Genomic DNA, 22,974 nt, shown 5'->3' on the forward strand with positions numbered 1-22,974 from the left:
CTACCAGGGCGAATGCCACGTACGGCACCATCTATCCCATGACAGAGGAGAAGATCTGATGCTCGAGATCAGCGAACTGCGCAAGCGCTTCGCCGGAGGCCCCGACTCGCCGGAAGGCAAGCTCGCCCTCGATGGGATCAGCTTCGCCGTACGGCCGGGCGAGATGTTCGGATTCGTCGGCGCGAACGGGGCCGGCAAGACGACGACCATGCGGATCGTCATGGGTGTGCTCAAGGCCGACTCCGGCTCGGTGGGCTGGCAGGGCAGGCCGCTGGCGTACACCGACCGGCAGAAGTTCGGCTACATGCCCGAAGAGCGCGGGCTCTACCAGAAGATGCGGGCGGGCGAGCAGATCGAGTACTTTGGCCGGCTGCACGGGCTGAGCCAGAGCGCGGCCAAGCAGGCCGCCGACGATCTGCTGCAGCGGCTCGGGCTCACCGAGCGCAGGAACAGTTCGGTGGAGTCGCTCTCCCTGGGCAACCAGCAGCGCGTCCAGCTCGCGGTGGCCCTGGTGCACGAGCCCGAGGTGCTCATCCTCGACGAGCCGTTCTCCGGGCTCGACCCGATCGCGGTGGACGCGCTGGCCACGGTGCTGCAGGAGCGCTGCCGCGGCGGTGTGCCGGTGATCTTCTCCAGTCACCAGCTCGAACTGGTCGAGCGGCTGTGCGACTCGGTGGGCATCGTCTCGGCGGGCCGGATGGTGGCCAGCGGCACGGTCGAGGACCTGCGCGCCGCCGAGAGCCGCACGCTGCGGGTCGTGGTCCGCGAGGCGCTCCCCGGCTGGGCCGACGGCCTGCCTGGTGAGGTGAGCGTCACCGGCGACCGGCACGTGTTGCTCACCACGCACGGCGACGACCAGGAGATCCTGCGCCGCGCCGTGAAGGCCGGCCGGGTCGAGCATTTCGGCGTTCAGCAGCCGTCCCTTACCGAGATCTTCAAGGAGGCCGTGGCGTGAACGGGTTGATGCTCGTCGCCAGGCGTGAGATAAGCACGCAGATCCGTACGAAGGCGTTCCTGATCAGCTTGGCGATCACCGCCGTGCTGGTGGGGGCGCTGGCGTTCGCGCCGAAGTTCTTCGACGGGCCCGACGAATACACGCTGGGCACCGTGAACTCCCAGCAGCTTCCGCTGGAGACGGCGGCGCCGGACGCGAAGTTCGAGTGGCGCTCCTTCCCGGACGAGCAGGCGGCCACCAAGGCGGTGCTCGACGGTGACGTCGAGGCGGTGCTCGTCGACGGCACCAAGGTGATCACCGACGGCGAGATCGACTCCCAGTTGGGCGTGCTCATGCAGAGCATTCACCGGGAGACGAAGCTGGGCGCGGCGGGGGTGCGGGTCGAGCCGCTGCAGATGGAGTCCGTGGGCGCTGACACCCGCTACGAGGCCGCGCGGACCGGCATTGCGGTGGTCCTCGTCCTGGTGCTGTTCATGCTCATCATCGGGCAGGTCATGATGGTGGCGATGGGCGTGGTCGAGGAGAAGGGCAGCCGGATCGTGGAGATCCTGCTGAGCGCGGTCCGGCCGTGGCAGCTGCTGGGCGGAAAGATCATCGGTCTCGGGGTGCTCGGCCTGATCAACCTGGCCACGATCCTCGTGGTCGGGCTCGGGGCCTCGTTCGCCTCCGGGTTCGCCGCCGACTTCCCGCCGGGCATGGTCGGCATCGTGGCGGGTGTCCTGCTCTGGTTCGTTCTCGGATATGCCTTCTTCGCCACGCTGGCGGCCGCGCTCAGCTCGCTGGTCTCCCGGCAGGAGGAGGTCGGCAACGTGATGTCGCCGCTGACCATGCTCATCATGGCGTCCTACTTCGTGGCCTTCTATGCCACCAACGACCCCACCGGCACGGTCGCCACCATCGTCTCCTTCATCCCGCCGTTCTCCTCGATGGTGATGCCGGTGCGGATGGCGGCCACCGAGGTGCCGATGTGGCAGGTCGGGATCTCCGTCGGGCTGATGGCGCTGGCCGTGGCGGGCACGCTCGCCTTCGGCGCGAAGGTGTACGAGCGCGCCGTGCTGCGCACCGGTGCCCGGGTCAAGCTCGGCGAAGTGCTGCGCGCCAGGTAATGGATCCGATCGAACGGGCACGGCAGCACAGCCTCCGCATGCTGAGCATGATCGTCGTGATGATGTGGCTGTTCATCGTCATCCGACTGCTCCTCCGCTCCATCAACGGAGAGGACCTGAACTGGCTGCGTATCGTGCCCGCTCTGCTCGTGTCCGCCGGCTTCACCTGGCTCTATCGGCGCATCGTGGTCGCCGTGCTGGCGGGCCGGTACGCCACGAGAGAGGTCGTGGCGGCGGGCGCGCTGGCGTTGGCCGCCGCCGTGGTCGGTGGCGGCGACCCGATGAGCTGGGGCATGGTGCTCGTCACCTGGCTGTCGGTGGCGGTGCTCGGCGTGCCGGCGGTGACCGCCACGGTCCTTTCGGCCGGCGTGTTCGCGGTCGGGGTCGGGGTGAGCTTCGGCAATTACCTCATTGAGCCGTCCACCGTGCTCGTCGGCGAGCACGGCCCTGGCCGCGTCCTGCTCTACGTCACCGTTCTCTACGGCGTCTTCTGTGCCTGCTTCCCGCCGACCAACCGGGTCTGGATCTGGATCTGGCAGCTCGCGGTCCAGGCGCAGGAGGGCAAACAGGCGCACGCCCGGCTGGCGGTCGCCGAGGAGCGGCTGCGCTTCTCCAGGGATCTGCACGACCTCGTCGGGCACCAACTGTCCGCCATCGCGGTCAAGGCCGCGCTGGCGGTCAAGCTGACGGACGGTGACGCCGCCGCCGCCGGCGCGGAGATGTCCGAGGTCAACACGCTGACCAGGCAGGCGCTGCGGGAGCTGCGCCAGGCTGTGCGCGGCTACCGCGAGCTTGACTTGAACGCTGAGCTGAATAGCGTTAAAGGCGTCCTCGAAGCGGCGGGCGTCCGATGCGAAACGCGTCTGCCCTTCCGCGAGCTTCCCGAAGGCGTGTCGCCGGTGTTCGCCTACGTCATCCGGGAGGCGGTGACCAACGTGCTCAAGCACAGCGCGGCCACCCACTGCGACATCCTCGTGCGCTTCACCGATGAGGAAGCCGAGATGAGGGTGCGCAATGACGGGGTCGATCGTTGGCGCGGCGAGGATCTGGGCAGCGGCCTGGCCGGCCTGGCCGAACGGGTGGCGGACGTCGGCGGCGAGTTCACGGCCGGCCCGACGGGTGACGGAGAGTTTCTTCTCCGCGCGGTCGTGTCGCTGCCGATACCTGGGTAGGGGGTAACTGCCGGGATTTTACCTCGGCTGATGCTCTGCGCGAGAGAGAGCGACCACGCCGCGTGCGACAGCGCGGCGTGACTGAGGAGGTGGCATGCGCGTCCGGGGCAATCCAAGAGCACAGGTGGTGCGGATCGGGGAGCGACTCGACGCGGGCACGTCGGCGGGCGTGCGGTCGCGCCTGCACGAAGCCGTCCAGGCCGGCGAAGGGGACCTGATCGTGGACCTCTCCAAGCTGGAGATGATCGACGCCACCGGACTTGGAGTGCTGGTGGGCACGCATCGGCTCGCGCTCAGCGCGCAACGCCGCCTCGTCCTTCGGGGGGTGCCACCGCGGATCATGCGGGTGCTGGCGGTGACCCGGCTGAATCGGGTTCTTTCCGTCGAGGCACAGCAGGCGGCGGTGGCCTGACACGACGCCGTACGCGGCGACATATCGGAGCGGGCAGCGATCAGCCGCTGCCCGCTCTCACTGTTTCCGGTAAGGCGCCTTTCGGGTGCACCGGAAGATAGAATCCGGCCCGAAATAAAACCGCTACTCGCGGACTGTGATCAAGGTGTCACGGTTTTCCCAGTGATCTGCCGAAGATGTGCACCGCGACGTCCACGAGTTCGTCGATGGTCGGCGGATCGGCCGCGAGCAGCCATTCAATGAGCAACTCCTGCAGTGCGCCAATTACCCCGAGGGCGACCAGGCGCCGATTGCCCTTGGCGGGCTCGGGAAAATCCTTGGACGCCTCCTCGACCAGCCGGGCGAAGGAAGCGACCGCGCGTTGCCGCGAGGCCGCCAGGATGTCGCCCGATCTGCGTACTTCCAGGTGCATGATGCGCGCCCTGCGCCAGTCGGCGGTCGTGAACTCGATATAGGCGCGAATGCCCGCGCTGACCCTGTCGTCCAGGGTGGCGCGCGCCTCCTGTAACGCCGTGGCCACCGCGGCCAGGCTGTCCTCCACGCACCGCTCGTGGAGGGCCTGCAGGAGCTCCTCACGGCCACCGAAACATTCATAGAAGGCGCGGTTGGAGATCCGCGCCTCAGAGCACAGCCTTTCGATCGTTGTGGCTTCGAAACCTGGTTTCGCGTATAGCGTGTAGGCGGCTGTCATCAGCCGCTCTCGTCTGTCCGCCAGCCTTTGCTCAGCCGACATTCCCCGGTAAGACCGGTTCACATTCCACCCGTCCAACATGATCGTGGCCCCCGAGCACACAATTATGGATGGATGATCGGAATAGGGAAAGGGCGCATACATTACCTCTTGCGTCGCCCATGCAAGAACGTGACGAGTTTGATCAGCCGCTCAAGCTCTTCGGGGCCCCGGGTGAACGAGGTCAGGTTCATCCCCGGCAATGCGAAGCGCTGGCGGGAGATGGCCTTGGGCCGGGTGAATTCGCGCAGGCCGTCCGCGCCGTGGATGCGTCCGAACCCGGAGTCGCCCACGCCGCCGAACGGCAGCGCCGGCACCCCGGCGAAGGAGATGACCGAGTTGACGGCGGTCATCCCGGACCGCATCGCGCGGGCCAGCTCCATCGCCCGCCGCGCGTCGCGGGCGAAGACCGTGCCCGCCAGCCCGTAGGCCGAGGCGTTGGCCAGCTCCAGCGCCTCCTGGGCGTCGCGGGTGCGGCGTACGGTGATCGTCGGCCCGAACGTCTCCTCGCGCACCGCGGGGGAGTCCTCCGGCACGTCCTCCACGATCACCGGGTCGACGAAGGGCGCCCGCACCGAGTCGGTCCCGCCCATGATCGCTTTGCCCGAGGTGGTGGCGTCGTCGATGTGCCGCCTGATGATGTCGAGCTGCCCCGGCATGGTGATCGGCCCGTAGTGCTCCCCGGCCCTGATGGACGCCGCCCGCTCCGACAGCTCGCGCATGAACGGCGCGTAGACCGCGTCGACCACGTACACCCGCTCCACGCCCACACAGGTCTGCCCGGCGTTGGACAGCGCGCCCCACAGGCACGCGTCGGCGGCGGCCTTCAGGTCGGCGTCGGCGTCGACGATGAACGCGTCCTTGCCGCCGCACTCGGCCACCATCGGCGTCAGGTTCTCCGCGCAGGCGGCCATCACCCGCTTGGCGGTCGCCGTGGAGCCGGTGAAGGCGATCTTCTTGACCCGGGGGTCGCGCGCGAGGAAGGCGCCGGTCTCGCCGAGCCCGGTCACCGTCTGGAAGACCGGGTGCTCCGGCACCGACTCGGTGAACAACTCCGCCAGGCGCACCCCGATGCCCGGCGTGAGCTCGCTCGGCTTGAACACCACGGCGTTGCCGGCCGCGAGCGCGTACGCGATCGACCCCATCGGGGTGAAGACCGGATAGTTCCACGGCCCGATCACGCCGACGACCCCCAGCGGGAGATACTCCAGCGTGGCCGCCAGATTGACGCCCAGCATCCCGGAGGAGACCCGGCGGCGCCCGAGGACCTTCGGCGCGTTGCGCGCCGCCCAGTCGAGGTGCGTGATCGCCAGGACGAGCTCCAGCGAGGCGTCGGCGACCGGCTTGCCGGTCTCCTGGTGCACGAGCTCGGCCAGCTCGCGCAGATGGCGGGTGACGACCGCCTTGTAGTCGAGCAGCCGCCGCCTGCGCCCGGCGTGGCCGAGCCGGTCCCACCACGCCGCGGCCGTCTCGGCCCTGCCGACGGCCTCCTGCACGGCCTGCGCGCTCTGCTTGGGATGGCTGCCGATGACCTGACCGGTCGCCGGATTCAGGGACTCGAAGGTGAGCGTCGTCATGGCGTCACGATAGACCGGTAAGCCGCCGCTTACGAGAGCGGTCAGAACAGGGTCGGATTCTCCGGCTCGATGCCGCGCATGGCGGCGTAGTCGAGGGTGACGCAGTCGATGCCGCGGTCGGCGGCGAGCACCTTGGCCTGCGGCTTGATCTCCTGCGCGGCGAACACGCCGCGGACGGGCGCCAGCAGCGGATCGCGGTTGAGCAGCTCCAGATAACGGGTCAGCTGCTCGACGCCGTCGATCTCGCCGCGCCGCTTGATCTCCACCGCCACCGTGCCGCCGGCCCCGTCGCGGCACAGGATGTCCACCGGGCCGATGGCCGTCATGTATTCGCGGCGGATCAGGGCGTAGCCGTCGCCCAGCGTCGTGATGTGCTCGGCGAGCAGCTCCTGCAGGTGCGCCTCGACGCCGTCCTTGATCAGGCCCGGGTCGACGCCCAGCTCGTGGCTGGAGTCGTGCAGGATCTCCGCCATCGTCAGGACCAGCTTCTCACCCGTCTTGCCGTGCGTGACGGTCCACGTCTCGCCGTCCTCCTTGAGCTTGCACGGCGGGTTCATCCAGTTGAGCGGCTTGAAGGCGCGATCGTCGGCATGGATCGACACACTGCCGTCCGCCTTGATGAGCACGAGCCTGGGCGCCATCGGCAGATGCGCCGTGAGCCGTCCGATGTAATCCACGCTGCAACGCGCGATGACCAGCCGCATGACGGCCAACCCTACCGCTCTGGGAAACTATCGGTATGGCGTTCGAAATGGTGGCTGTGGTCGGGCTCGGCACGATGGGGGCCGGCATCGCGGAGGTGTTCGCGCGGGCCGGGCTGCGGGTGATCGGCGTGGAGGCGGACGCCGACGCGCTGGCCACCGGGCGCGGCCATGTGGAGAGATCCACGCAGCGGGCGGTCGACAGAGGCAAGCTGAGCGGCGGCGAGCGCGACGCGATCCTGGGCCGGATCACGCTCACCACCTCGCGGGAGGACCTGCGCGAGGCCGACCTGGTGGTGGAGGCGATCCCCGAGGTCCTCGACTACAAGCGCTCGCTCTTCGCCGACCTGGACCGGGTCTGCAAGCCGGAGACCGTGCTCGCCACCAACACCTCCTCGCTGCCCGTCACCGCCATCGCCGCCGCCACCGGGCGGCAGGGCCGCGTGATCGGCATGCACTTCTTCAACCCCGCGCCGGTGATGGGCCTGGTCGAGGTCGTCAGCACGGTGCTGACCGATCCCGCGCTGGTGCCGGAGATCTCCGAGCTGGCCAGGCGGCTGGGCAAGACGCCGGTGGCGGTCGGCGACCGGGCCGGATTCGTGGTGAACCGGCTGCTGCTGCCCTACCTCAACCAGGCCGCCGTGCTCCTGGAGCAGGGCCTGGCCGGGCGGGACGACATCGACGCGGCGATGCGGCTCGGCGTGGGGCTGCCCATGGGGCCGTTCGCGCTGATCGACCTGATCGGCCTCGACACCGCCTACGAGGTGATGGGAGTGCTGTTCGACGAGACGCGGGACCGCCGGCACGCGCCCGCGCCGCTGCTGCGCGAGCTGGTCTCCGCCCGGCTGCTCGGCCGTAAGAGCGGCCGGGGCTTCCACGGTGACGAACCCCGCCCGCGCGAACCGGACAGATCCACGGTCATCACGTTCGAGATGGCCGGGGAGGGGGCCGACGAGCTGACCGAGCGGCTCCGTACGGCCGGATTCAAGCCCTCAGCCGACCCGGACGTGATCCTGCGGCCTGCCGACCGGCCGGTCATCGAGCACGCCGTACGACTCCAGGACCCCGCCAGGCTGGTCGGCGTCCGGGTCGTCGGCAACCGGGTCGCCGAGCTCGCTGCCACGGTGCTCACCTCGCAGGCGGCGGCCAGGGCGGCCAGGGACCTGATGACGGTGATCGGGCTGACGCCGGTGGCGTGCCGGGACCGGGCCGGCTTCGTGACCGACGCGCTGCTCTACCCCTATCTGAACGACGCCGTGCGCATGTACGACACGGGCTACGCCTCCATCGGCGACATCGACGCCGCCATGCGGCTGGGCTGCGGCTACCCGGCCGGGCCGTTCGAGACGCTGGAGTCCATCGGCCTCGCGGTGGTGCGCGACGGGCTGCGGGCCCTGTACGCCGAATACCGCGAGCCGGCCTACGCGCCGGCGCCCCTGCTCGACCAACTGGTCACCGCCGGCGTCCACGCGTTCCCCAGGGCATGAGCCCGCGCCGCGCCCGCCGCCGGGAGCCCACCCGCCCGCTGGGCGTGCCGCGCGGCAACGAACGGGTGGAGGAGTGGCCCGACGGCGACTGGAAGGTCCGTATGCTCACCGGCGGGACCTCCACCAAGGACTACCGCTGTCCGGGCTGTGACCAGGAGATCCGCGGCGGCCAGCCGCATCTGGTCGCCTGGCCGGACTGGACGGGCGGCGACGAGGAGCGCCGCCACTGGCATCCGGTGTGCTGGCGCAAGAGACTGGACCGCGGCCCCGGCCGCAGCCGCTACTGACAGGTACGTAAGCCCCAACCCCCGATGAGGAGCGACGTGGAGATCCGCGCGGCGAGCGTGCTGCCCGCCCGGCGAGAGCCGATCGAACTGCACACCGGCGATGGTCTGAAGCTGGTCGGCGAGCTGGCCCTGCCCGAGCAGCGCCCCCCGGTGGCGACGCTGGTGACCCTGCACCCGCTGCCCACCCATGGCGGCTTCATGGACAGCCATGTCTACCGGAAGGCGGCCAACCGGCTGCCCGCCCTGGCCGACCTGGCGGTGCTCCGGTTCAACACGCGCGGCACCTCCTCCGACCGCGGCACCTCGCAGGGCGCGTTCGACGGAGGCGAGGGCGAGCGCTTCGACGTGGCCGCGGCGCTGGAGTACGCCGAGTTCAACGACCTGCCCCGGGTGTGGGTGATCGGCTGGTCCTTCGGCAGCGAGCTGGCGCTCAAGTGGGCGCAGGATCCGCTGGTGGAGGGCGCCATTCTGCTCTCTCCGCCGCTGCACAGGGCGACGGACGCCGACCTGGACGCCTGGGCGGCGTTCGGCCGCCCGCTGATCGCGCTGGTGCCGGAGTTCGACGACTACCTGCGCCCCGAGGAGGCCCGGCGCCGCTTCGCCCGGGTGCCGCAGGCGGAGGTCGTCGGCGTGGACGGCGCCAAGCACCTGTGGGTCGGCGAGCCGTTCGTGCGGATCGTGCTGAACGAGATCGTGCGCCGCGTCGCTCCCGACTCCTACCCGCTGCCGACCGAGATCTGACCAGGGTGGCGGCAGGCGCCCCGGTGTTCATAGAATCTTGTTCGGTTACGAGCGAGGAGACACCGTGGGCGCGTTCACACTCGAGGGCAAGAAGGCTCTGGTCACCGGGGCCTCCAAGGGGATCGGGAAGGCCATCGCGCTCGCCTACGCCGAGGCGGGCGCGGACGTCGCCCTGGTGTCCCGCTCGGCCGAGGCGCTCGCCGAGGTCGCCAAGGAGGTCGAGGCGCTCGGCAGGCAGGCCGTGGTCATCCCCGCCGACCTCACCGACCGCGACGCCGCGAGCGCGGCCGTGCACGCGTCGATCGAACGGCTCGGCCACCTCGACATCGTGGTCAACAACGCCGGCGGCTCGAACTTCCTCGTCGAGTTCAAGGATCTGCGCCTGGCCGGCTGGGACAAGATCATGCGGCTCAACCTCGACTCGGCCATGGCGGTCTGCCACGCCGTGGCGCCGCACCTGCTGGAGCGCGGCAGCGGGTCAGTGATCAACGTCGCCTCCGTCGCCGCCCTGGGCGCCCCCTTTCTCGCCCCGTACGCCGCCGCCAAGGCAGGGGTGGTGGCCCTGACCAAGACGCTGGCGGTCGAGTGGGCCCTGTCCGGGGTCCGGGTCAACGCCCTGTGCCCCGGCTGGACCGCCACCGAGCTCAACCGCAACCTGTGGGCGGACGAGGCGAGCAACCAGGCCACGGTGGCGAACGTGCCGATGCGCCGCTGGGGCACCGTGGCGGAGATGGCGCAGCCCGCGGTCTTCCTGGCCGGTGACGCGTCGGCCTACATGACGGGCCAGGTCCTGTTCATCGACGGCGGCGCCACCGCCATCTGATTCGCGACAGAAGCGGTGATTGTCACGGCTAACAGGGCTACCGTGTGGTGGTGCAGCTCTATACGAGATCAGCCGGGACCGGGCTCCCGGTCGTCCTGCTACACGCGTTCCCGCTCTCCTCTGCCATGTGGCTGGCTCAGCGGGAAGGGCTGGCCGCCTCCTGCCGGGTGATCACCCCGGACCTGCGCGGTTTCGGCGGATCGACGCTGGGGGACGACGAGCCGTCCGTCGAGTTGATGGCCGACGACGTCGCCAGGGTGCTCGACGCGGAGGGCATCGACCGCGCCGTGGTCGGGGGCTTGTCCATGGGCGGCTATGTGACGATGGCGTTCTGCCGCCGCCATCCGGACCGGGTGCTGGGCGTGATCCTGGCCAGCACGAAGGCGAGCCCCGACGCCGAGCCCGCGCGCGCCAACCGCGAGCGCATCGCCCAGGCGGTGCTGGCCGAGGACCGGGAGGTGCTCGTCAAGGAGGTGCTGCCCGCGCTGATCGGGCCCACCACCAAGCAGCGCAGGGCCATGGTGTTCGGCCGGGTCAAGGGGTTGGTGCAGTCGGCGCCGCCCAAGGCGGTGGCCTGGGCGCAGCGGGCCATGGCGGCGCGTCCGGACTCCTTCGGCACGCTGGGCGCGCTGAAGGCGCCCGCGCTGGTGCTGGCGGGGGAGGAGGACGAGCTGACGCCCCTGGCGGACGCGGAGGCGATGGCCAGGACGATGCCCGGCGGCAGGGTGGAGATCATCGCGCAGGCCGGTCACCTGACCGCCGTCGAGCAGCCCGAGGCGTTCAACACGGCCGTGGCGCGTTTCCTCAGCGCTGAGCTTGGCGCGGTATGACGATCTCCCGGATGATCAGCGCGATGGCGGCGGCCACCGGGATGGCCAGCAGCGCGCCCACGATGCCGAGCAGCGCGCCGCCGAAAAGGGCGGCGATGACCGTCACGGCCGGGGTCACGTCCACCGAGCGCTTCATCACCCGCGGGTAGATCAGATAGTTCTCCACCTGCTGGTAGATCACGAAGAAGATGGCGCAGGCGATGCCCGCGGGCAGTGAGCCGAGCAGCGCGACGCCGGTCACCACCGCCGCCCCGATCGTGGCGCCCACCAGCGGGATCAGGTCCGTCAGCGCGACGATGAGGGCCAGCGCGAGCGCGTACTGCACGCCCACGATCGACAGGAAGATCCAGGTGACCACACCCGCGATCAGGGAGATGAAGATGTTGCCCGCGACGTAGCCGCCGATGCCCTTGAGGACCTCCTCGGTGATCGCCCCGGTGCGCTCACGGCGGCTGGAGGGGACCAGCCGGAGCAGGTAGTCCTTGATCGTCTGCAGGGATCCGAGGAAGTAGAGCATGAGCACCAGCAGGGTCACCGTGGTGAACGCGCCTTCGAGCACCACCAGCCCCGCCCCCACCACGCCGGTGGCCAGCGAGGGCCCCAAGGTGCGGGTGACGAACGAGGGGAGCTGCGGCAGGATCTGATAGTTGGCGTCCAGCTGGCGCAGCGTCGGATGCTGGGACAGCTCGGTGACGTAACCCGGCACCGCGCCCACGAAGTCGCTCAGCTGCTGGCTGACGGGCGGCACCACGGCCAGCCCGAACAGCACGAAGGCCACGATCACCCCGGCGAACACGATCGAGATCGCCCACTGCCTGCTCAGCCGCCGCCGCTGCAGCGCCTCCACGGCCGGATTCAGCCCGACCGCGAGGAACATCGCCACCACCACCAGGATGATCACGTTCAGCAGGCTGACGACCATCTGCGCCAGCCCGATCGCGGTCAGCACCCCGAGGCCACCGACCAGGCCGAACAGGAACGGGCCCTGACTCAGGGGCTTGCCGGGCAGCCCGTAGGGCCGCGTCGGCGGGCTGTGGACCTCGGCCGGGGCCGACTTGACTTCTGCGGACACAGCGAGCTCTCCTGCAGGTCAGGGGGATCGGGGAGGCGGCCTACTGATCGCCGCGCAACGGAAAGAGCCTAGCGACCTTGTGGTCACCAGGCTCTGTCCGGTCGTTCGATCAGCCCCCGTGTGGCTGCCTAACCCCAGTCGTCCGCTCGCGTGGCGGCTACTCCTGCCACCACTCCGCGTCGTCCTCGGACTTGCCCGCCGGCTTGGCGGGCGCCGACGGCGCCGGAGTGGACGGCCTCTCGCTGGCCGGTGCCGGAGCGGCGAGCGCGGGCTTCGGCGGTGCCGCCGTGACCGCGGGCTCGGGCTCCATGCCCGGCAGCGCGGCGCCGCCGAGCAGCTGGCGCAGCTGCGCCAGGTGGCTGGTGATGCTGTCGCGCTGGCGGGTGAGCTCGTCGACCTGGCGCTGCATCGAGGTGCGGGTGCGCTCGGCCTCGTTCTTCGCCTCGGTCACTATCGTCTCGGCGCTGGCCTTGGCCTCGGAGACGATCTGCTCGGTGTTCTTGCGGGCGTTGGCGACGAGCTGCTTGGCGTGCAGGTCGGCCTCGCGGCGGGTCTGCTCGGCCTGCTGGCTCGCCTTGGTGGCCCTGGACTCGGCGGTGGCGGCGCGCTGCTCGGCCTCCGCGACGAGCTTCTGCGTCGCGGCCTGCGTGCTGGCGTGGTGCTCGGCCTCCTGGCGCTCCGCCTCCTCGCGCCTGGACGCGAGCTGGATCTCGAACTCCGCCTCGTCCTGCGCCCGCTTGGCCTCCGACTCCTCCAGGACCCGCTGTGCCTGCCCGCGCATCTCGTCGGCCTGCCGCTTGGCGGTGGTCAGCACCTCGTCGCGCTCACGCTTGGTGGAGGCGCGCAGCTGGGCGACCTCACGCTCGGTGGTGGTGCGCAGCTTGGCGATCTCGCGCTCGGCGTCCGCGCGCTTCTCGGCGACCTCGTGGTCGGCCGTGGCCCGCAGCTTGGCGACCTCGCGCTCGGTGGTGGCGGTCAGCTCGTCGGCCTCCCGGCGGGCGGTCGAGCGGATCTCCTCGGCATCGCGCTCCGCGCTGGTGCGCATCTCTTCGCTCTCGCGCGTGGCCAGGGCGCGCTTGTCAGCGGCCTCGGCCTCGGCGGCTGCCCGCATGTCGGCCGCGTCCACCTTGGCGGCGGCCTTGATCTCGTTGGCCTCCGACCTGGCGGCCTGGACGAGCTCGGTGGCCTGCTCCTCGGCGAGTCTGAGCAGCTGCTCGATGCGGGCGCCCAGACCGGAGTAGGTGGGGCGTTCCTGCTCCTGCAGCTGGCGCTGGGAGTCGGACAGGTCTCGCTGTAGGGAGGTGACCTGCTCGCGGGACTGGCGCAGATCGGCGTCGATCTGCTTCAGGTGGTCATGGACCTGGTGCCGGTCATAGCCGCGGAGGACGACGTCGAATTCGCGAGCTGGGGCGTCCTCGAAGAAATTGTTGAGCTGGGCGTCGATGTCGGACTGCATGGAGGCTCGATCCTGGGTTGTCGAGACGGCTACACGGGCCGGACGGGGGGTTCGGGGCACCCGAGCCAGGAGCCCGTGCCATGCGGCAGGCTCCTTGTCCGGTGGAAGGCCAGCGTACTCCGCCCTTGCCGCGTTCGAAGCCCCGTCCGGGTTTCTGCGTAACTAGTTACTAACGAACGATTCTTGCGTTTACCGGGGCGCGGCCGCTTGAACGAGCTCCGTGAGTGTTCCTCCAAGGTCTTTGGGGTGGAGAAACGCGATTTCCGAACCCATCGAGCCATGCCTGGGACGCTCGTCGAGCAGCCTTACGCCCTTTGCACTGATCTTATCCATTGCCTCGGCCACGTCGGGAACCCCGAAAGCCACGTGATGGAGTCCCTCACCTCGCTTGGCCAGGAATTTTCCCACGGGAGAATCGGGCGACAGCGGTTCGAGAAGCTGAATGTAGGAGCTCCCGCTCTCGCCGTCGGCGATCTTCAGCATGGCCTCCTTGACGCCCTGCTCCTCGTTGATCTCGCGGGCCACGACGGTCAGCTCGAACGTCTCGCAGAACAGCTTGATCTTCGCCTCGAGGTCGTGGCAAGCGATTGCGATGTGGTCGATGCGCATGAACATGTGTGGCCTACCTCCATAGCGAGCAACGTGCTACCCGTGGGTATGGTGTCAAACAACCCCACGCTCGCATCAGGAGGCCCCTGCCATGTCCGATCCGGTGTCCGGTTCTGTGATCGTCGCCGGGGCGCGCACGCCCATCGGCAAACTGCTCGGCGCCCTGTCCGGGCTGTCGGCGGTGGAGCTCGGCGGCATCGCCATCAAGGCGGCCCTGGAGCGTGCCGGCGTGGCCCCCGAGGCTGTCGAGTACGTGATCATGGGCCAGGTGCTCCAGGCCGGGGCGGGCCAGATCCCCTCCCGCCAGGCCGCGGTCAAGGCGGGCATCCCGATGACCGTCCCGTCGATCACGATCAACAAGGTCTGCCTGTCGGGCCTGGACGCCATCGCCCTGGCCGACCAGCTCATCCGCGCCGGCGAGTTCGACATCGTGGTCGCGGGCGGCATGGAGTCGATGACGAACGCCCCGCACCTGCTGCCGGGCCTGCGCAAGGGCGTCAAGTACGGCGGCGCGGACGTGGTCGACTCGATGGCCCACGACGGCCTGTTCTGCGCGTTCGACCAGTGCGCGATGGGCGAGTCGACCGAGCGTCACAACACCCGCCTGAGCATCGGCCGCGAGGAGCAGGACGCGGTGTCGGCCCGCTCCCACCAGCTCGCGGCGGCGGCCGCCAAGAACGGCGCGTTCGACGCCGAGATCGTGCCGGTGGAGATCCCGCAGCGCCGCGGTGAGCCGGTGGTCGTCAAGGAGGACGAGGGCGTACGCGGCGACACCACGGCGGAGACCCTGGCCCGGCTGCGGCCCGCGTTCGCCGCCGACGGCACGATCACGGCCGGCTCGGCCTCGCAGATCTCCGACGGCGCCTGCGCGGTCGTGGTCATGTCCAGGGCGAAGGCGGAAGAGCTCGGCCTGCCGTGGCTGGCGGAGATCGGCCGGCACGGAAACGTGGCCGGCCCGGACACCTCACTGCAGTCGCAGCCGGCCAACGCCATCAAGCAGGCCCTGGCCAAGCAGGGGCGGACGGCGGCGGACCTGGACCTGGTGGAGATCAACGAGGCGTTCGCCAGCGTGGTGATCCAGTCGGTCAAGGAGCTCGGCGTACCGATGGACATCGTGAACGTCAACGGTGGCGGCATCGCGCTCGGCCACCCGATCGGCGCCTCGGGCGCGCGCATCGTCCTCAGCCTCGCGTACGAGCTCAAGCGGCGCGGCGGCGGCCTCGGCGCGGCCGGGCTGTGCGGCGGCGGCGGCCAGGGCGACGCGCTCGTCATCCGCGTACCGAGCTAGGGAGGTCGATGCGCCCGGCCGCGAGGGAGGGTGCGGCCGGGCGTCGTGGTGGCGGTCACGCGGACAGGAACCTGGCGAGGAAGGAGCGGTGCCGGCGCTCGTCCCGGCGGCCCTTCAGCGCCTCGCGCACCCGGCGGTGCTCGGCGGCTGCCTCGCGCAGTTCCTTCGCGTGGTTCTGCATGACGGTGTACTCGAACTCGGCGTTCATCGAAAGCTCCTGTGCTGTGCGTTCTTCTCTGCCTGCACTCTCAAGAGTCGTCCTAAGGGCCGCCCCCGCACATCGGGCGGATGCCTTATCTGTGCGGGGGCGGACGCCTGAGTAGGTGCCTAGGCAGGGGAGAAGGGCACTAGGACCCTCACGGCTCGTCGGTGAACTTCACCGTCACCTTGGTGAACCCGAGGGACTTGAGCATCCCTTCGAGCATCGTCCTGGTGTTGGCGTCGGCGCGGGCGCGCAGGTCGCTGGAGACGGCCGCCTCGCTGATCTTCTTCTCCGCCAGCAGGTAGAGCTCACGCTGGTCGCTCGGCGAGGCCGACAGGAAGTCCTGCACCCGGTCGAACAGCCCGCGCTGGTGGGCGAAGACGTACGAGCGCGAGTTGTTCAGGCTGGGCTTCTCGAGCTGGGCGCGCGGCAGGCGGACGGTGGCCTGGGTGCGGTCCTCGGACACCGTCACCGCGTCCTTGCCCAGGCCCGAGAAGTCGGTGTAGGCGTCCACGCCGCCCGCGCCGACGAACAGCGTCCTGGTGCCCTTGATCGCGTCCGGCAGGAAGTTGGCGTCCTTCTCCAGGTCCACCACCACCTGGAAGCTGCCCGTCGCGCCCACGAACCGGCTCAGGTCCTTGATGGACTCCAGCAGGACCGGCTGGCTGCGGTCGACGGTCTGCTCGCCCATCGGATTGAGCCAGGTCCAGGCCAGGCGGCCACCCACCACGAGCAGAACCAACGCGACCAGCAGGGCCGCGAGATATCGCCACCTGCGGCGGCGCCGTGGAGACACTGCGGGATCCGCCGTCTGGGAAGTCGTCATGGTGTCTGACTACCCGAAGGGCGATCATCATTGCCAGCCTTGAGGTGACATATTCGGTCCCCAATTGGCCGAGGGCTGGTCGCTGGGGTCGGGGTAGACCGGGTAGACCTGGGGCGCGCTCTCCTCACGCACCTGGGTGGCGGCCGGTGCGGCCGGCTGGGTGGCGGCTCCCGCGGGGCCCCCGCCGAAGTGCGTGCTGGACAGCTTGCACGCCTGGAAGTCGCTGAAGAACATGCGCAGCCACTCACGGCGCTGGTGCTCGTTGAGCCCGGAGAACCAGGCCGCCGCGTACTCGTGCTCCAGCAGCGGCCCGCCGGGCAGCGGCTCCCCGCGCAGCCAGGCCATCACGATCTCCCGGTAGCCGTCCGCAGGGCTGCCGGGGCACCGGGCCGCCAGCGAGTCGATGTACTCGTGCGCGGCCTCGTCGGCGAACCCGGCCGACAGGTCCGGCAGGTGGATCGGCGCCAGTCCGCTGGACGGCTGGAGCGGGTCGTCGAGCGGGCGCTGCTCGACCCGGGTGAAGGCGGCGGGCGTCTCCGCCAGGCGCGAGGCGATCTCGGTGAAGGCGGCGCCGAGCTCCGTCAGCCCCGCCCGCATGCCGGGGTGCACGCAGACCGTGATGGGCCACTCCTGGCAGCTGTAGGCGATCTCCTGCGCCGCCGCCGGCTGCGGCTCGGCCAGCACCCGCGCCACGCCCGTGCCGGCCGCCAGCACCGCCAGCAGCGCGCAGGCCAGCACGAGGGCCTGCCTGGTCACCAGCGCGGCCCAGCCGAGCAGCAGGGCTCCCGTGACGCCGAGCAGCCAGATGATCTGGTCAAGGAAGATCGTCCCGCTCAACCCCTGGAAGAGGTCGTACGGCTCGCCCGTGCCGGGAGCCAGCCGGTCGGCCCAGCTCTCGCCGTCGGCCAGCCAGCTGAACAGCGCGTAGCAGGCGATCCCGGCCAGCGGCGGGGTGACCGCGCTCGGCAGCGACCAGCCGGCCACCCAGCCGATCACGGAGTAGAGGGCCAGCCCGGCCATGCCCATGCCCAGGCCGGACAGGCTCAGCCGGCCCGACTGCTCGGTGAGCACGGTCTTGACGGCCAGCACCAGCACGGTGGCGGCGAACGAGCCCAGCACCACCAGCATGATGGCCAGCGGCGCCTTCAACGCCTTCCAGGTCGTCAGCGGGCGGTCGCGCAGCGCCCTGCGCTTGCGCAGGGCCACCCAGGCGGCGAAGGCGGCGGCGACGGGTCCGGTCAGCCTGAGCGAGCCGATGACCGCCGCCACGATGTTCTCCCACGCGTCGACGCCAGGGATCAGGACGCTCCACGCCGCGGCCAGGCCGAGAGCGAGGAGCACGGCGACCGTGACCGCCGCGCTCTGCTTCAGCTCCTCGCGTGAAACGCCCGTGTGCTCACGCACCCGTTTTCCCGTTGAAGTTCACCAAGCACCCCCCGTGCCCCGTCGGTGCGGCGAAAACGCCGAGTCCGGCCGTCCCCACGGCTGATGGACTTGGCTTCCCCGTCACCATTCGATGCGAGAACCATAACTGAGCGTGATGATTGACGCCCGGATTCTTGGCCAAGCGGCGAATCCGATGGCTCTCCGTAAGCGCACGAACCTGGACGAGCAGCGCGCTACGGTAGCGCTGTGTCGCAGCCCAAGCCGCTCAACCTGCCGTTCGATCCCATCGACCGAGCCGCGGAGACCTGGCGCGTTCACTTCGGCCCCTCTTCTGCCATGGCCGCCGTCACGTCGATCATGAGAGCGCATCAGATCCTGCTGTCGCAACTTGACTCGCTCCTGAAGCCCTACGACTTGACCTTCGCCAGGTACGAGGCGTTGGTGCTGTTGACCTTCAGCAGGACGGGGGCGCTGCCGCTTTGGAAAATCGGGGAGCGGCTGATGGTGCACCCGACCAGCGTCACGAACACCGTTGACAGGCTCGAGAGATCCGGCCTGGTCCGGCGCATGCCCAATCCTCGTGACGGGCGCGGGGTGCTCGCCGAGATCACCGAAGCGGGTCGTGACGTCGTACGGCATGCGACGGCCGATCTGATGGCGGCCGACTTCGGCCTGTCGATGTACGACGAGGACGCGTTGCGGGACATGTTCGACCAGTTGCGCACGCTCCGGGTGGCGGCGGGTGACTTCCCCGGTTCCGCCATGCGGCAAGATGAGGAGCATGGCGGACTTCTCTAGGCCCGGATCGCTCTACGGAGCCATCGATCTGGGCGCGCGCAAGCAGGCACTGGACGCGCAGACCCGACGGGAGGCCACGGGGCCACAGGCGGCCTCGTCGGCCTCGGTCGTCGACGTGACCGAGGAGACGTTCTCGACCGACGTCATCGATCGTTCGATGACCGTGCCCGTCATCCTCGACCTCTGGTCGCCCCGGGCCCCGGGCAGCGCCCAGCTCAGCCCCGTGCTGGAGAAAGTGGTCGGCGGGCTGGGCAACCGGGCGGTGCTCGCCAAGATCAACGTCGATGCCAGCCCGCAGATCGCGCAGGCGCTGCGGGTGCAGGCGGTGCCGACCGTGCTGGCCATCTTCCAGGGGCAGGCCGTCACCGGCTTCCAGCAGGTGCTGCCGGAGCAGGAGGTGCGCCGCTGGCTCGACGAGCTGATGGGCGCGGTCGAGCAGTTCTACCAGGCCAACCCCGACGCCCGGCCGCCGGCCGACGGCCAGGAGGAGGCGGAGGGGCCGCAGGAGCCGCCGGCCGATCCCGACCTGGTGGCGGCCGAGGAGGCCATCGAGCAGGGCGACCTGGACGCGGCCGCGGCGGCCTACGAGCGGCTGCTGGCCCGGGTGCCGGGCAACGAGGACGCCAAGATGGGCCTGGCCGGCGTCCGCCTGATCAGCCGGACGGCCGACGCCGACCCGGCCGACGTCCAGCGGCGGCTGCAGGACCCCGCCGACCTCGACGCGCAGCTGCTGGCGGCCGACCTGGAGATGCTGTCCGGCTCGGTGGACGAGGCCTTCGACCGGATCATCGCGGTGGTCAAGCGCACCTCGGGCGACGATCGGGACAGGGCCAGGCGTCATCTGCTGGGGCTGTTCGAGGCGCTGCCCGGCGAGGACCCCTCTCTGGCCCGGGCGCGTAGAGCATTGTCGAACGCCCTGTTCTAACCTGGGGATATGCGGGTCGTCACGATTTCCGCGACGTACGGCACGGCCGGCGGCCACATCGGGCCGGCCGTGGCGGAGAGCCTGGGCGTGCCCTTCGTCGACCGCGCCATCGCCGGCGCCGTCGCGCAGGAGCTGGGCTGCACTCTGGAAGAGGCGCTGGCCCATGACGACCGGGCCGAGCACGGTCTCGGCAGGCTGCTGTTCAGCGCGATGCGGCTGCCGACCGTCACTTTCGGCGGTGTCGACATGTACGTTCCCGGCGCGCTGCCACACGCGCCGGAGGAGTTCGTCCGCCACACCGAGCGGATCCTGGTGGAGACCGCCCGCGCGCAGGGGGGCGTCTTCCTGGGCCGGGGCGGGGCCGTTCTGCTCGCCGACCATCCCGGCGCCCTGCACGTCAGGCTCGACGCCCCGCTCGCGCGCCGGATCAGGCAGACCGCCACGCTCGGCGGGCTGAGCGAGCGCGGGGCGCGCAAGATCATCGAGGACAACGACCGGGCGCGCGTCGCCTACGTCCGCCATTTCTACCGGCGCGATCCGGCCGACGTCTCGCTCTATCACCTGGTGCTCGACAGCACGGCCATCCCTGTCGCGACCTGTGTCGATCTGATCGTCTCGGCGGCCGAGGCGCTGGGATGACCAGAACACCTCTACCATGGGAGGACTTCTCGGTCAGGCGCGAAGGAGCGATTGACGTGGCGACCGTCCCCAGTGTGTCGTACTCCATTACTGTGCGGCTTGAGGTGCCGGCCGGCGGCAAAGCCGTCAGCCAGCTCACGCACGCCGTAGAGTCGGCCGGCGGGGTGGTCACCGCTCTCGACGTCACCAACGCAGGCCACGAAAAGCTGCGCATCGACGTGACGTGCGCGGCGCGTGACACCGATCACGCCCAGGCCATCGTGGACCAGCTCGAGGCCGTCGAGGGCGTCGTCATCCACAAGGTCTCCGACCGCACCTTCCTCATGCACCTCGGCGGCAAGATCGAGATGAAGTCGAAGGTGCCGCTGCGCAACCGCGACGACCTCTCGATGGCCTACACGCCGGGCGTCGCACGGGTGTCGATGGCGATCGCCCGCAACAAGGAGGACGCGCGCCGGCTGACCATCAAGCGCAACAGCGTGGCCGTGGTCACCGACGGCTCGGCCGTGCTCGGGCTGGGCAACATCGGCCCGGAGGCCGCGCTGCCGGTCATGGAGGGCAAGGCGGCGCTGTTCAAACGCTTCGCCGGGATCGACGCCTGGCCGATCTGCCTCGACACGCAGGACGTGGACGAGATCGTGCGCACGGTGCAGCTCATCGCGCCCGGCTTCGGCGGCATCAACCTGGAGGACATCGGCGCGCCGCGCTGCTTCGAGGTGGAGCGGCGGCTGCGCGAGCTGCTCGACATCCCGGTCTTCCACGACGACCAGCACGGCACGGCCATCTGCGTGGTCGCGGCGATGACCAACGCGCTGCGCGTGGTCGACAAGAAGATCGAGGACGTCCGGATCACCATGGCGGGCGCGGGCGCGGCGGGCAACGCCGTGCTGCGGCTGCTGCTGGCGGCCGGCGCCCGCAACGTGGTGGTCTGCGACTATCTCGGCGCCGTGCACCGGGACCGCGACGACCTCGACGAGTCGCTGCGGTGGATCGCCGAGCACACCAACGCCGAGGGCTACTCCGGTGACCTGCGCGGCGCGGTCAAGGGCGCCGACGTGTTCGTGGGCGTCTCGGCGCCCGGCATCCTGACCGGCGACGACATCGCCACCATGGCCCCGGGCGCGGTCGTCTTCGCGCTGGCCAACCCGGAGCCCGAGGTCTCGCCCGACGACGCCCGCGAGTACGCCGCGGTGGTCGCCACCGGCCGCTCCGACTACCCCAACCAGATCAACAACGTGCTGGCGTTCCCGGGCGTCTTCCGCGGGCTGCTGGACGCCCAGGCCAACATCGTCACCTCGGAGATGCTCCTGGCCGCGGCCGGCGCTCTCGCCGCCGTGGTCACGCCGGAGGAGCTCGGGCCCAACTACATCATCCCGAGCGTCTTCCACCCCGACGTCGCCTCCGCGGTGGCGGCGGCGGTGCGCGAGTCGGCGGGCGGCCGCGCCCGGGGCTTCACCGAGGCGTAACCCGGACACGACCCGGACACAGCCCGGACGCCGCCCTGCCCCGGTGGGTCCGGGCGGTCGTCGTTCAGGGGGTGCTCGCCCGGGTCCGGATGAGGACCCCCGCGAGGGCGAGGGCGGCGTTGACCAGGATGGCCACGATCACCCCCTGGAGCACCGTGCCCATGGCGGCGGTGACCACCGCGCTCATGATCGGGATGCCCATCGTGATGCCGACCTGCTGAGTCATCGTGGCCAGGCCGGTGGCCAGGCCCTGCTCGGAGTCGGGCAGGCCGGAGGTGGCGGTGATCATGAAGGCCACGATCGCCACCATGTTGCCCACGCCGCCGACGAAGGTGGCCACCAGCAGCAGCCAGATCCATCCGGACCCGGCGCCGAGCAGGGCCAGGGACGCGGTGGCGGCGGCCTGCACGGCGAAGGCGACGGTCATGCCCCGGCCGGTGCCGGTCCTGGCCAGCACCCGCGGGGCGATGACGCCGCCGAGCACGGTGCCGATCCCGAGCACGCCGAACGACAGGCCGGTGGCCAGCGCCGAGTAGCCGAGGACCTTCTGCAGATAGAGCGTCAGGAGAAAGACCAGCGAGGTCTCGGTGGCGAACGCGACCAGGCCCGCGAGGTTGCCCCACTTGACGGTGGACCTGGCCAGGATGGTCACCGGCACCAGTGGCGAGGCGGCCCGCCGTTCGACGAACCAGAACGCGACCAGCAGCACCGCTCCGGCGGCCAGCCCGCCGAGCGCGACGGGGTCGGCGAAGCCGTGCTCGCCGGCCCGGGTGAGCCCGTAGACCAGGGCGAGCAGGCCGGCGGTCACCGTCACGGCGCCGGGCAGGTCCATCTTCGGCCGCCGCGCGGGCCGGCTCTCGGTCAGCACCAGGGGCGCCGCGACCAGCACGGCCAGGGCCACGGGCACGTTGACGAAGAAGGCCCAGCGCCAGCTCAGCAGCTCGGTGAGCAGGCCGCCGAGGATCGCGCCGGAGGTGAAGCCGGCCGACATCAGCGCGCCGTTCAGCCCGAGAGCCCTGGCCCGCAGCGGCCCTTCCGGGAACGAGGTGGTCAGCAGGGCCAGGCCGGCGGGCGTGACGATGGCCGTGGCCAGGCCCTGGGCGACGCGGGCGACGAGCAGCATGGTGGGCGAGGTGGCCAGGCCGCCGGCCAGCGAGGACAGGCCGAGCAGCGCCATCCCGGCGAGGAACAGCCGGCGCCGCCCGAACAGGTCGGCGATCCGCCCGAACAGCAGCGTGAACCCGGCCGCGGCCAGCGCGAACGTGGTCGCCACCCATTGCAGGGCGGCCAGTTCGAAGCCCAGTCCCGTGCCGATCACCGGCAGCGCGACGTTCAGGATGGAGAAGTCGACGGCGAGCATGAACTGCGACCCGAGCAGCAGCAGGAGAATCAGTCGTTGGCGGGCGCTCATCCGGGACGCCCGCTTCGACGGTTCGTTCAGTACGGTCACGCCATCCCCCTAATGGGTAATTTGTTCCGTTAAGAT

The 22,974-nt window shown here is 70.3% G+C and carries 24 protein-coding genes; 14 read left to right on the plus strand and 10 right to left on the minus strand.

What is annotated here, in order from left to right; translation table 11 throughout:
* Positions 1 to 58: 58 nt before the first annotated feature.
* The 4 genes from OHA68_RS22610 (at position 59) to OHA68_RS22625 (ending at position 3,645) form a co-directional block, all read left to right on the plus strand.
* Positions 59 to 955, plus strand: a complete 897-nt coding sequence (locus OHA68_RS22610) for an ABC transporter ATP-binding protein (protein ID WP_327109412.1) — start codon at positions 59 to 61, stop codon at positions 953 to 955.
* Positions 952 to 2,061: an ABC transporter permease gene (locus OHA68_RS22615; RefSeq protein WP_327109413.1), complete on the plus strand. Its 1,110-nt coding sequence runs from the start codon at positions 952 to 954 to the stop codon at positions 2,059 to 2,061. The genes OHA68_RS22610 and OHA68_RS22615 overlap by 4 nt, the downstream gene beginning before the upstream one ends.
* A gap of 38 nt (positions 2,062 to 2,099) precedes the next feature.
* On the plus strand, positions 2,100 to 3,233 hold the full coding sequence (locus OHA68_RS22620; protein WP_327109414.1) for a sensor histidine kinase: 1,134 nt from the start codon (positions 2,100 to 2,102) through the stop codon (positions 3,231 to 3,233).
* 94 nt (positions 3,234 to 3,327) lie between these two features.
* Complete coding sequence (locus OHA68_RS22625) at positions 3,328 to 3,645, plus strand: STAS domain-containing protein (RefSeq protein ID WP_189138430.1); 318 nt, start codon at positions 3,328 to 3,330, stop codon at positions 3,643 to 3,645.
* 148 nt (positions 3,646 to 3,793) lie between these two features.
* On the opposite strand, the gene OHA68_RS22630 is transcribed toward OHA68_RS22625, so the two are convergent.
* The 3 genes from OHA68_RS22630 to nucS form a co-directional block, all read right to left on the minus strand.
* The gene (locus OHA68_RS22630; RefSeq protein ID WP_327109415.1) at positions 3,794 to 4,336 is read right to left on the minus strand and encodes a TetR/AcrR family transcriptional regulator; all 543 of its coding nucleotides are present in this window, start codon (positions 4,334 to 4,336) and stop codon (positions 3,794 to 3,796) included.
* 143 nt (positions 4,337 to 4,479) lie between these two features.
* Positions 4,480 to 5,952, minus strand: coding sequence for an aldehyde dehydrogenase family protein (locus OHA68_RS22635; RefSeq protein WP_327109416.1), 1,473 nt, complete (start codon positions 5,950 to 5,952; stop codon positions 4,480 to 4,482).
* A 41-nt stretch (positions 5,953 to 5,993) separates the two neighbouring features.
* On the minus strand, positions 5,994 to 6,656 hold the full coding sequence (gene nucS / locus OHA68_RS22640; protein WP_327109417.1) for an endonuclease NucS: 663 nt from the start codon (positions 6,654 to 6,656) through the stop codon (positions 5,994 to 5,996).
* 35 nt (positions 6,657 to 6,691) lie between these two features.
* Here nucS and OHA68_RS22645 point away from each other — a divergent pair, with 35 nt between their 5' ends.
* From OHA68_RS22645 to OHA68_RS22665, 5 genes are all read left to right on the plus strand, one after another.
* The gene (locus tag OHA68_RS22645) at positions 6,692 to 8,140 is read left to right on the plus strand and encodes a 3-hydroxyacyl-CoA dehydrogenase (RefSeq protein ID WP_327109418.1); all 1,449 of its coding nucleotides are present in this window, start codon (positions 6,692 to 6,694) and stop codon (positions 8,138 to 8,140) included.
* Positions 8,137 to 8,427 (plus strand): ATP/GTP-binding protein, encoded by a 291-nt coding sequence (locus OHA68_RS22650; RefSeq protein WP_189138425.1) that lies wholly within the window; start codon positions 8,137 to 8,139, stop codon positions 8,425 to 8,427. Before OHA68_RS22645 ends, OHA68_RS22650 begins: the two co-directional genes overlap by 4 nt.
* A 36-nt stretch (positions 8,428 to 8,463) precedes the next feature.
* Complete coding sequence (locus OHA68_RS22655) at positions 8,464 to 9,168, plus strand: alpha/beta hydrolase (protein WP_189138901.1); 705 nt, start codon at positions 8,464 to 8,466, stop codon at positions 9,166 to 9,168.
* 64 nt (positions 9,169 to 9,232) lie between these two features.
* Positions 9,233 to 9,991: an SDR family NAD(P)-dependent oxidoreductase gene (locus tag OHA68_RS22660; RefSeq protein ID WP_189138424.1), complete on the plus strand. Its 759-nt coding sequence runs from the start codon at positions 9,233 to 9,235 to the stop codon at positions 9,989 to 9,991.
* Between the two features lie 50 nt (positions 9,992 to 10,041).
* A complete protein-coding gene (locus OHA68_RS22665) occupies positions 10,042 to 10,821 on the plus strand; it encodes an alpha/beta fold hydrolase (RefSeq protein ID WP_327109419.1) in 780 nt (259 codons plus the stop codon).
* Here OHA68_RS22665 and OHA68_RS22670 read toward each other — a convergent pair.
* The 3 genes from OHA68_RS22670 to mce all read right to left on the minus strand — a co-directional run bounded on the left by OHA68_RS22670 (position 10,796) and on the right by mce (position 13,964).
* Positions 10,796 to 11,893, minus strand: coding sequence for an AI-2E family transporter (locus OHA68_RS22670; RefSeq protein ID WP_327109420.1), 1,098 nt, complete (start codon positions 11,891 to 11,893; stop codon positions 10,796 to 10,798). The two genes, OHA68_RS22665 and OHA68_RS22670, sit on opposite strands and share 26 nt — an antisense overlap.
* 157 nt (positions 11,894 to 12,050) lie before the next feature.
* A complete protein-coding gene (locus OHA68_RS22675) occupies positions 12,051 to 13,349 on the minus strand; it encodes a DivIVA domain-containing protein (protein WP_327109421.1) in 1,299 nt (432 codons plus the stop codon).
* Positions 13,350 to 13,538: 189 nt separating this feature from the next.
* Complete coding sequence (gene mce / locus OHA68_RS22680; RefSeq protein ID WP_189138420.1) at positions 13,539 to 13,964, minus strand: methylmalonyl-CoA epimerase; 426 nt, start codon at positions 13,962 to 13,964, stop codon at positions 13,539 to 13,541.
* Between the two features lie 97 nt (positions 13,965 to 14,061).
* On the opposite strand from mce, the gene OHA68_RS22685 reads away from it, so the two are divergent.
* Positions 14,062 to 15,246: an acetyl-CoA C-acetyltransferase gene (locus OHA68_RS22685; protein ID WP_327109544.1), complete on the plus strand. Its 1,185-nt coding sequence runs from the start codon at positions 14,062 to 14,064 to the stop codon at positions 15,244 to 15,246.
* Between the two features lie 55 nt (positions 15,247 to 15,301).
* Here the strand turns inward: OHA68_RS22685 and OHA68_RS22690 are convergent, their stop codons facing one another.
* The 3 genes from OHA68_RS22690 to OHA68_RS22700 form a co-directional block, all read right to left on the minus strand.
* Complete coding sequence (locus tag OHA68_RS22690; RefSeq protein ID WP_327109422.1) at positions 15,302 to 15,454, minus strand: hypothetical protein; 153 nt, start codon at positions 15,452 to 15,454, stop codon at positions 15,302 to 15,304.
* A gap of 148 nt (positions 15,455 to 15,602) precedes the next feature.
* Positions 15,603 to 16,274, minus strand: coding sequence for a DUF4230 domain-containing protein (locus tag OHA68_RS22695; protein WP_189138417.1), 672 nt, complete (start codon positions 16,272 to 16,274; stop codon positions 15,603 to 15,605).
* 27 nt (positions 16,275 to 16,301) lie between these two features.
* Positions 16,302 to 17,678 carry a hypothetical protein gene (locus OHA68_RS22700; protein ID WP_189138416.1) on the minus strand — a complete coding sequence of 459 codons (1,377 nt, stop codon included), beginning with the start codon at positions 17,676 to 17,678 and terminating at the stop codon, positions 16,302 to 16,304.
* Between the two features lie 228 nt (positions 17,679 to 17,906).
* Here OHA68_RS22700 and OHA68_RS22705 point away from each other — a divergent pair, with 228 nt between their 5' ends.
* From OHA68_RS22705 to OHA68_RS22720, 4 genes are read left to right on the plus strand one after another with little or no spacing between them, the layout of a single operon-like run.
* Positions 17,907 to 18,458 carry a MarR family winged helix-turn-helix transcriptional regulator gene (locus OHA68_RS22705; RefSeq protein ID WP_327109423.1) on the plus strand — a complete coding sequence of 184 codons (552 nt, stop codon included), beginning with the start codon at positions 17,907 to 17,909 and terminating at the stop codon, positions 18,456 to 18,458.
* Positions 18,442 to 19,383 (plus strand): tetratricopeptide repeat protein, encoded by a 942-nt coding sequence (locus OHA68_RS22710; protein WP_327109424.1) that lies wholly within the window; start codon positions 18,442 to 18,444, stop codon positions 19,381 to 19,383. The genes OHA68_RS22705 and OHA68_RS22710 overlap by 17 nt, the downstream gene beginning before the upstream one ends.
* A 9-nt stretch (positions 19,384 to 19,392) precedes the next feature.
* Entirely contained in the window at positions 19,393 to 20,022 is a 630-nt protein-coding gene (locus OHA68_RS22715) for a cytidylate kinase-like family protein (protein WP_327109425.1), read from the plus strand.
* A gap of 56 nt (positions 20,023 to 20,078) precedes the next feature.
* Entirely contained in the window at positions 20,079 to 21,488 is a 1,410-nt protein-coding gene (locus OHA68_RS22720; protein ID WP_327109426.1) for an NAD-dependent malic enzyme, read from the plus strand.
* Positions 21,489 to 21,552: 64 nt separating this feature from the next.
* On the opposite strand, the gene OHA68_RS22725 is transcribed toward OHA68_RS22720, so the two are convergent.
* Positions 21,553 to 22,938: an MFS transporter gene (locus tag OHA68_RS22725; protein WP_327109427.1), complete on the minus strand. Its 1,386-nt coding sequence runs from the start codon at positions 22,936 to 22,938 to the stop codon at positions 21,553 to 21,555.
* Between the last annotated feature and the right edge of the window lie 36 nt (positions 22,939 to 22,974).

Source organism: Nonomuraea glycinis (assembly GCF_035920485.1).
Taxonomy (GTDB): Bacteria; Actinomycetota; Actinomycetes; order Streptosporangiales; family Streptosporangiaceae; genus Nonomuraea; species Nonomuraea glycinis.

Excerpts from the sequence above, each read along its gene's own strand:
- OHA68_RS22650 (WP_189138425.1), top strand. The coding sequence starts at position 8,137 with ATGAGCCCGCGCCGCGCCCGCCGCCGGGAGCCCACCCGCCCGCTGGGC.
- OHA68_RS22645 (WP_327109418.1), top strand. The coding sequence starts at position 6,692 with ATGGCGTTCGAAATGGTGGCTGTGGTCGGGCTCGGCACGATGGGGGCC.
- OHA68_RS22690 (WP_327109422.1), bottom strand. The coding sequence starts at position 15,454 with ATGAACGCCGAGTTCGAGTACACCGTCATGCAGAACCACGCGAAGGAA.
- OHA68_RS22620 (WP_327109414.1), top strand. The coding sequence starts at position 2,100 with ATGCTGAGCATGATCGTCGTGATGATGTGGCTGTTCATCGTCATCCGA.
- OHA68_RS22695 (WP_189138417.1), bottom strand. The coding sequence starts at position 16,274 with ATGACGACTTCCCAGACGGCGGATCCCGCAGTGTCTCCACGGCGCCGC.
- OHA68_RS22635 (WP_327109416.1), bottom strand. The coding sequence starts at position 5,952 with ATGACGACGCTCACCTTCGAGTCCCTGAATCCGGCGACCGGTCAGGTC.
- mce (WP_189138420.1), bottom strand. The coding sequence starts at position 13,964 with ATGTTCATGCGCATCGACCACATCGCAATCGCTTGCCACGACCTCGAG.
- OHA68_RS22715 (WP_327109425.1), top strand. The coding sequence starts at position 19,393 with ATGCGGGTCGTCACGATTTCCGCGACGTACGGCACGGCCGGCGGCCAC.
- OHA68_RS22630 (WP_327109415.1), bottom strand. The coding sequence starts at position 4,336 with ATGACAGCCGCCTACACGCTATACGCGAAACCAGGTTTCGAAGCCACA.
- OHA68_RS22610 (WP_327109412.1), top strand. The coding sequence starts at position 59 with ATGCTCGAGATCAGCGAACTGCGCAAGCGCTTCGCCGGAGGCCCCGAC.
- nucS (WP_327109417.1), bottom strand. The coding sequence starts at position 6,656 with ATGCGGCTGGTCATCGCGCGTTGCAGCGTGGATTACATCGGACGGCTC.
- OHA68_RS22710 (WP_327109424.1), top strand. The coding sequence starts at position 18,442 with ATGGCGGACTTCTCTAGGCCCGGATCGCTCTACGGAGCCATCGATCTG.
- OHA68_RS22625 (WP_189138430.1), top strand. The coding sequence starts at position 3,328 with ATGCGCGTCCGGGGCAATCCAAGAGCACAGGTGGTGCGGATCGGGGAG.
- OHA68_RS22675 (WP_327109421.1), bottom strand. The coding sequence starts at position 13,349 with ATGCAGTCCGACATCGACGCCCAGCTCAACAATTTCTTCGAGGACGCC.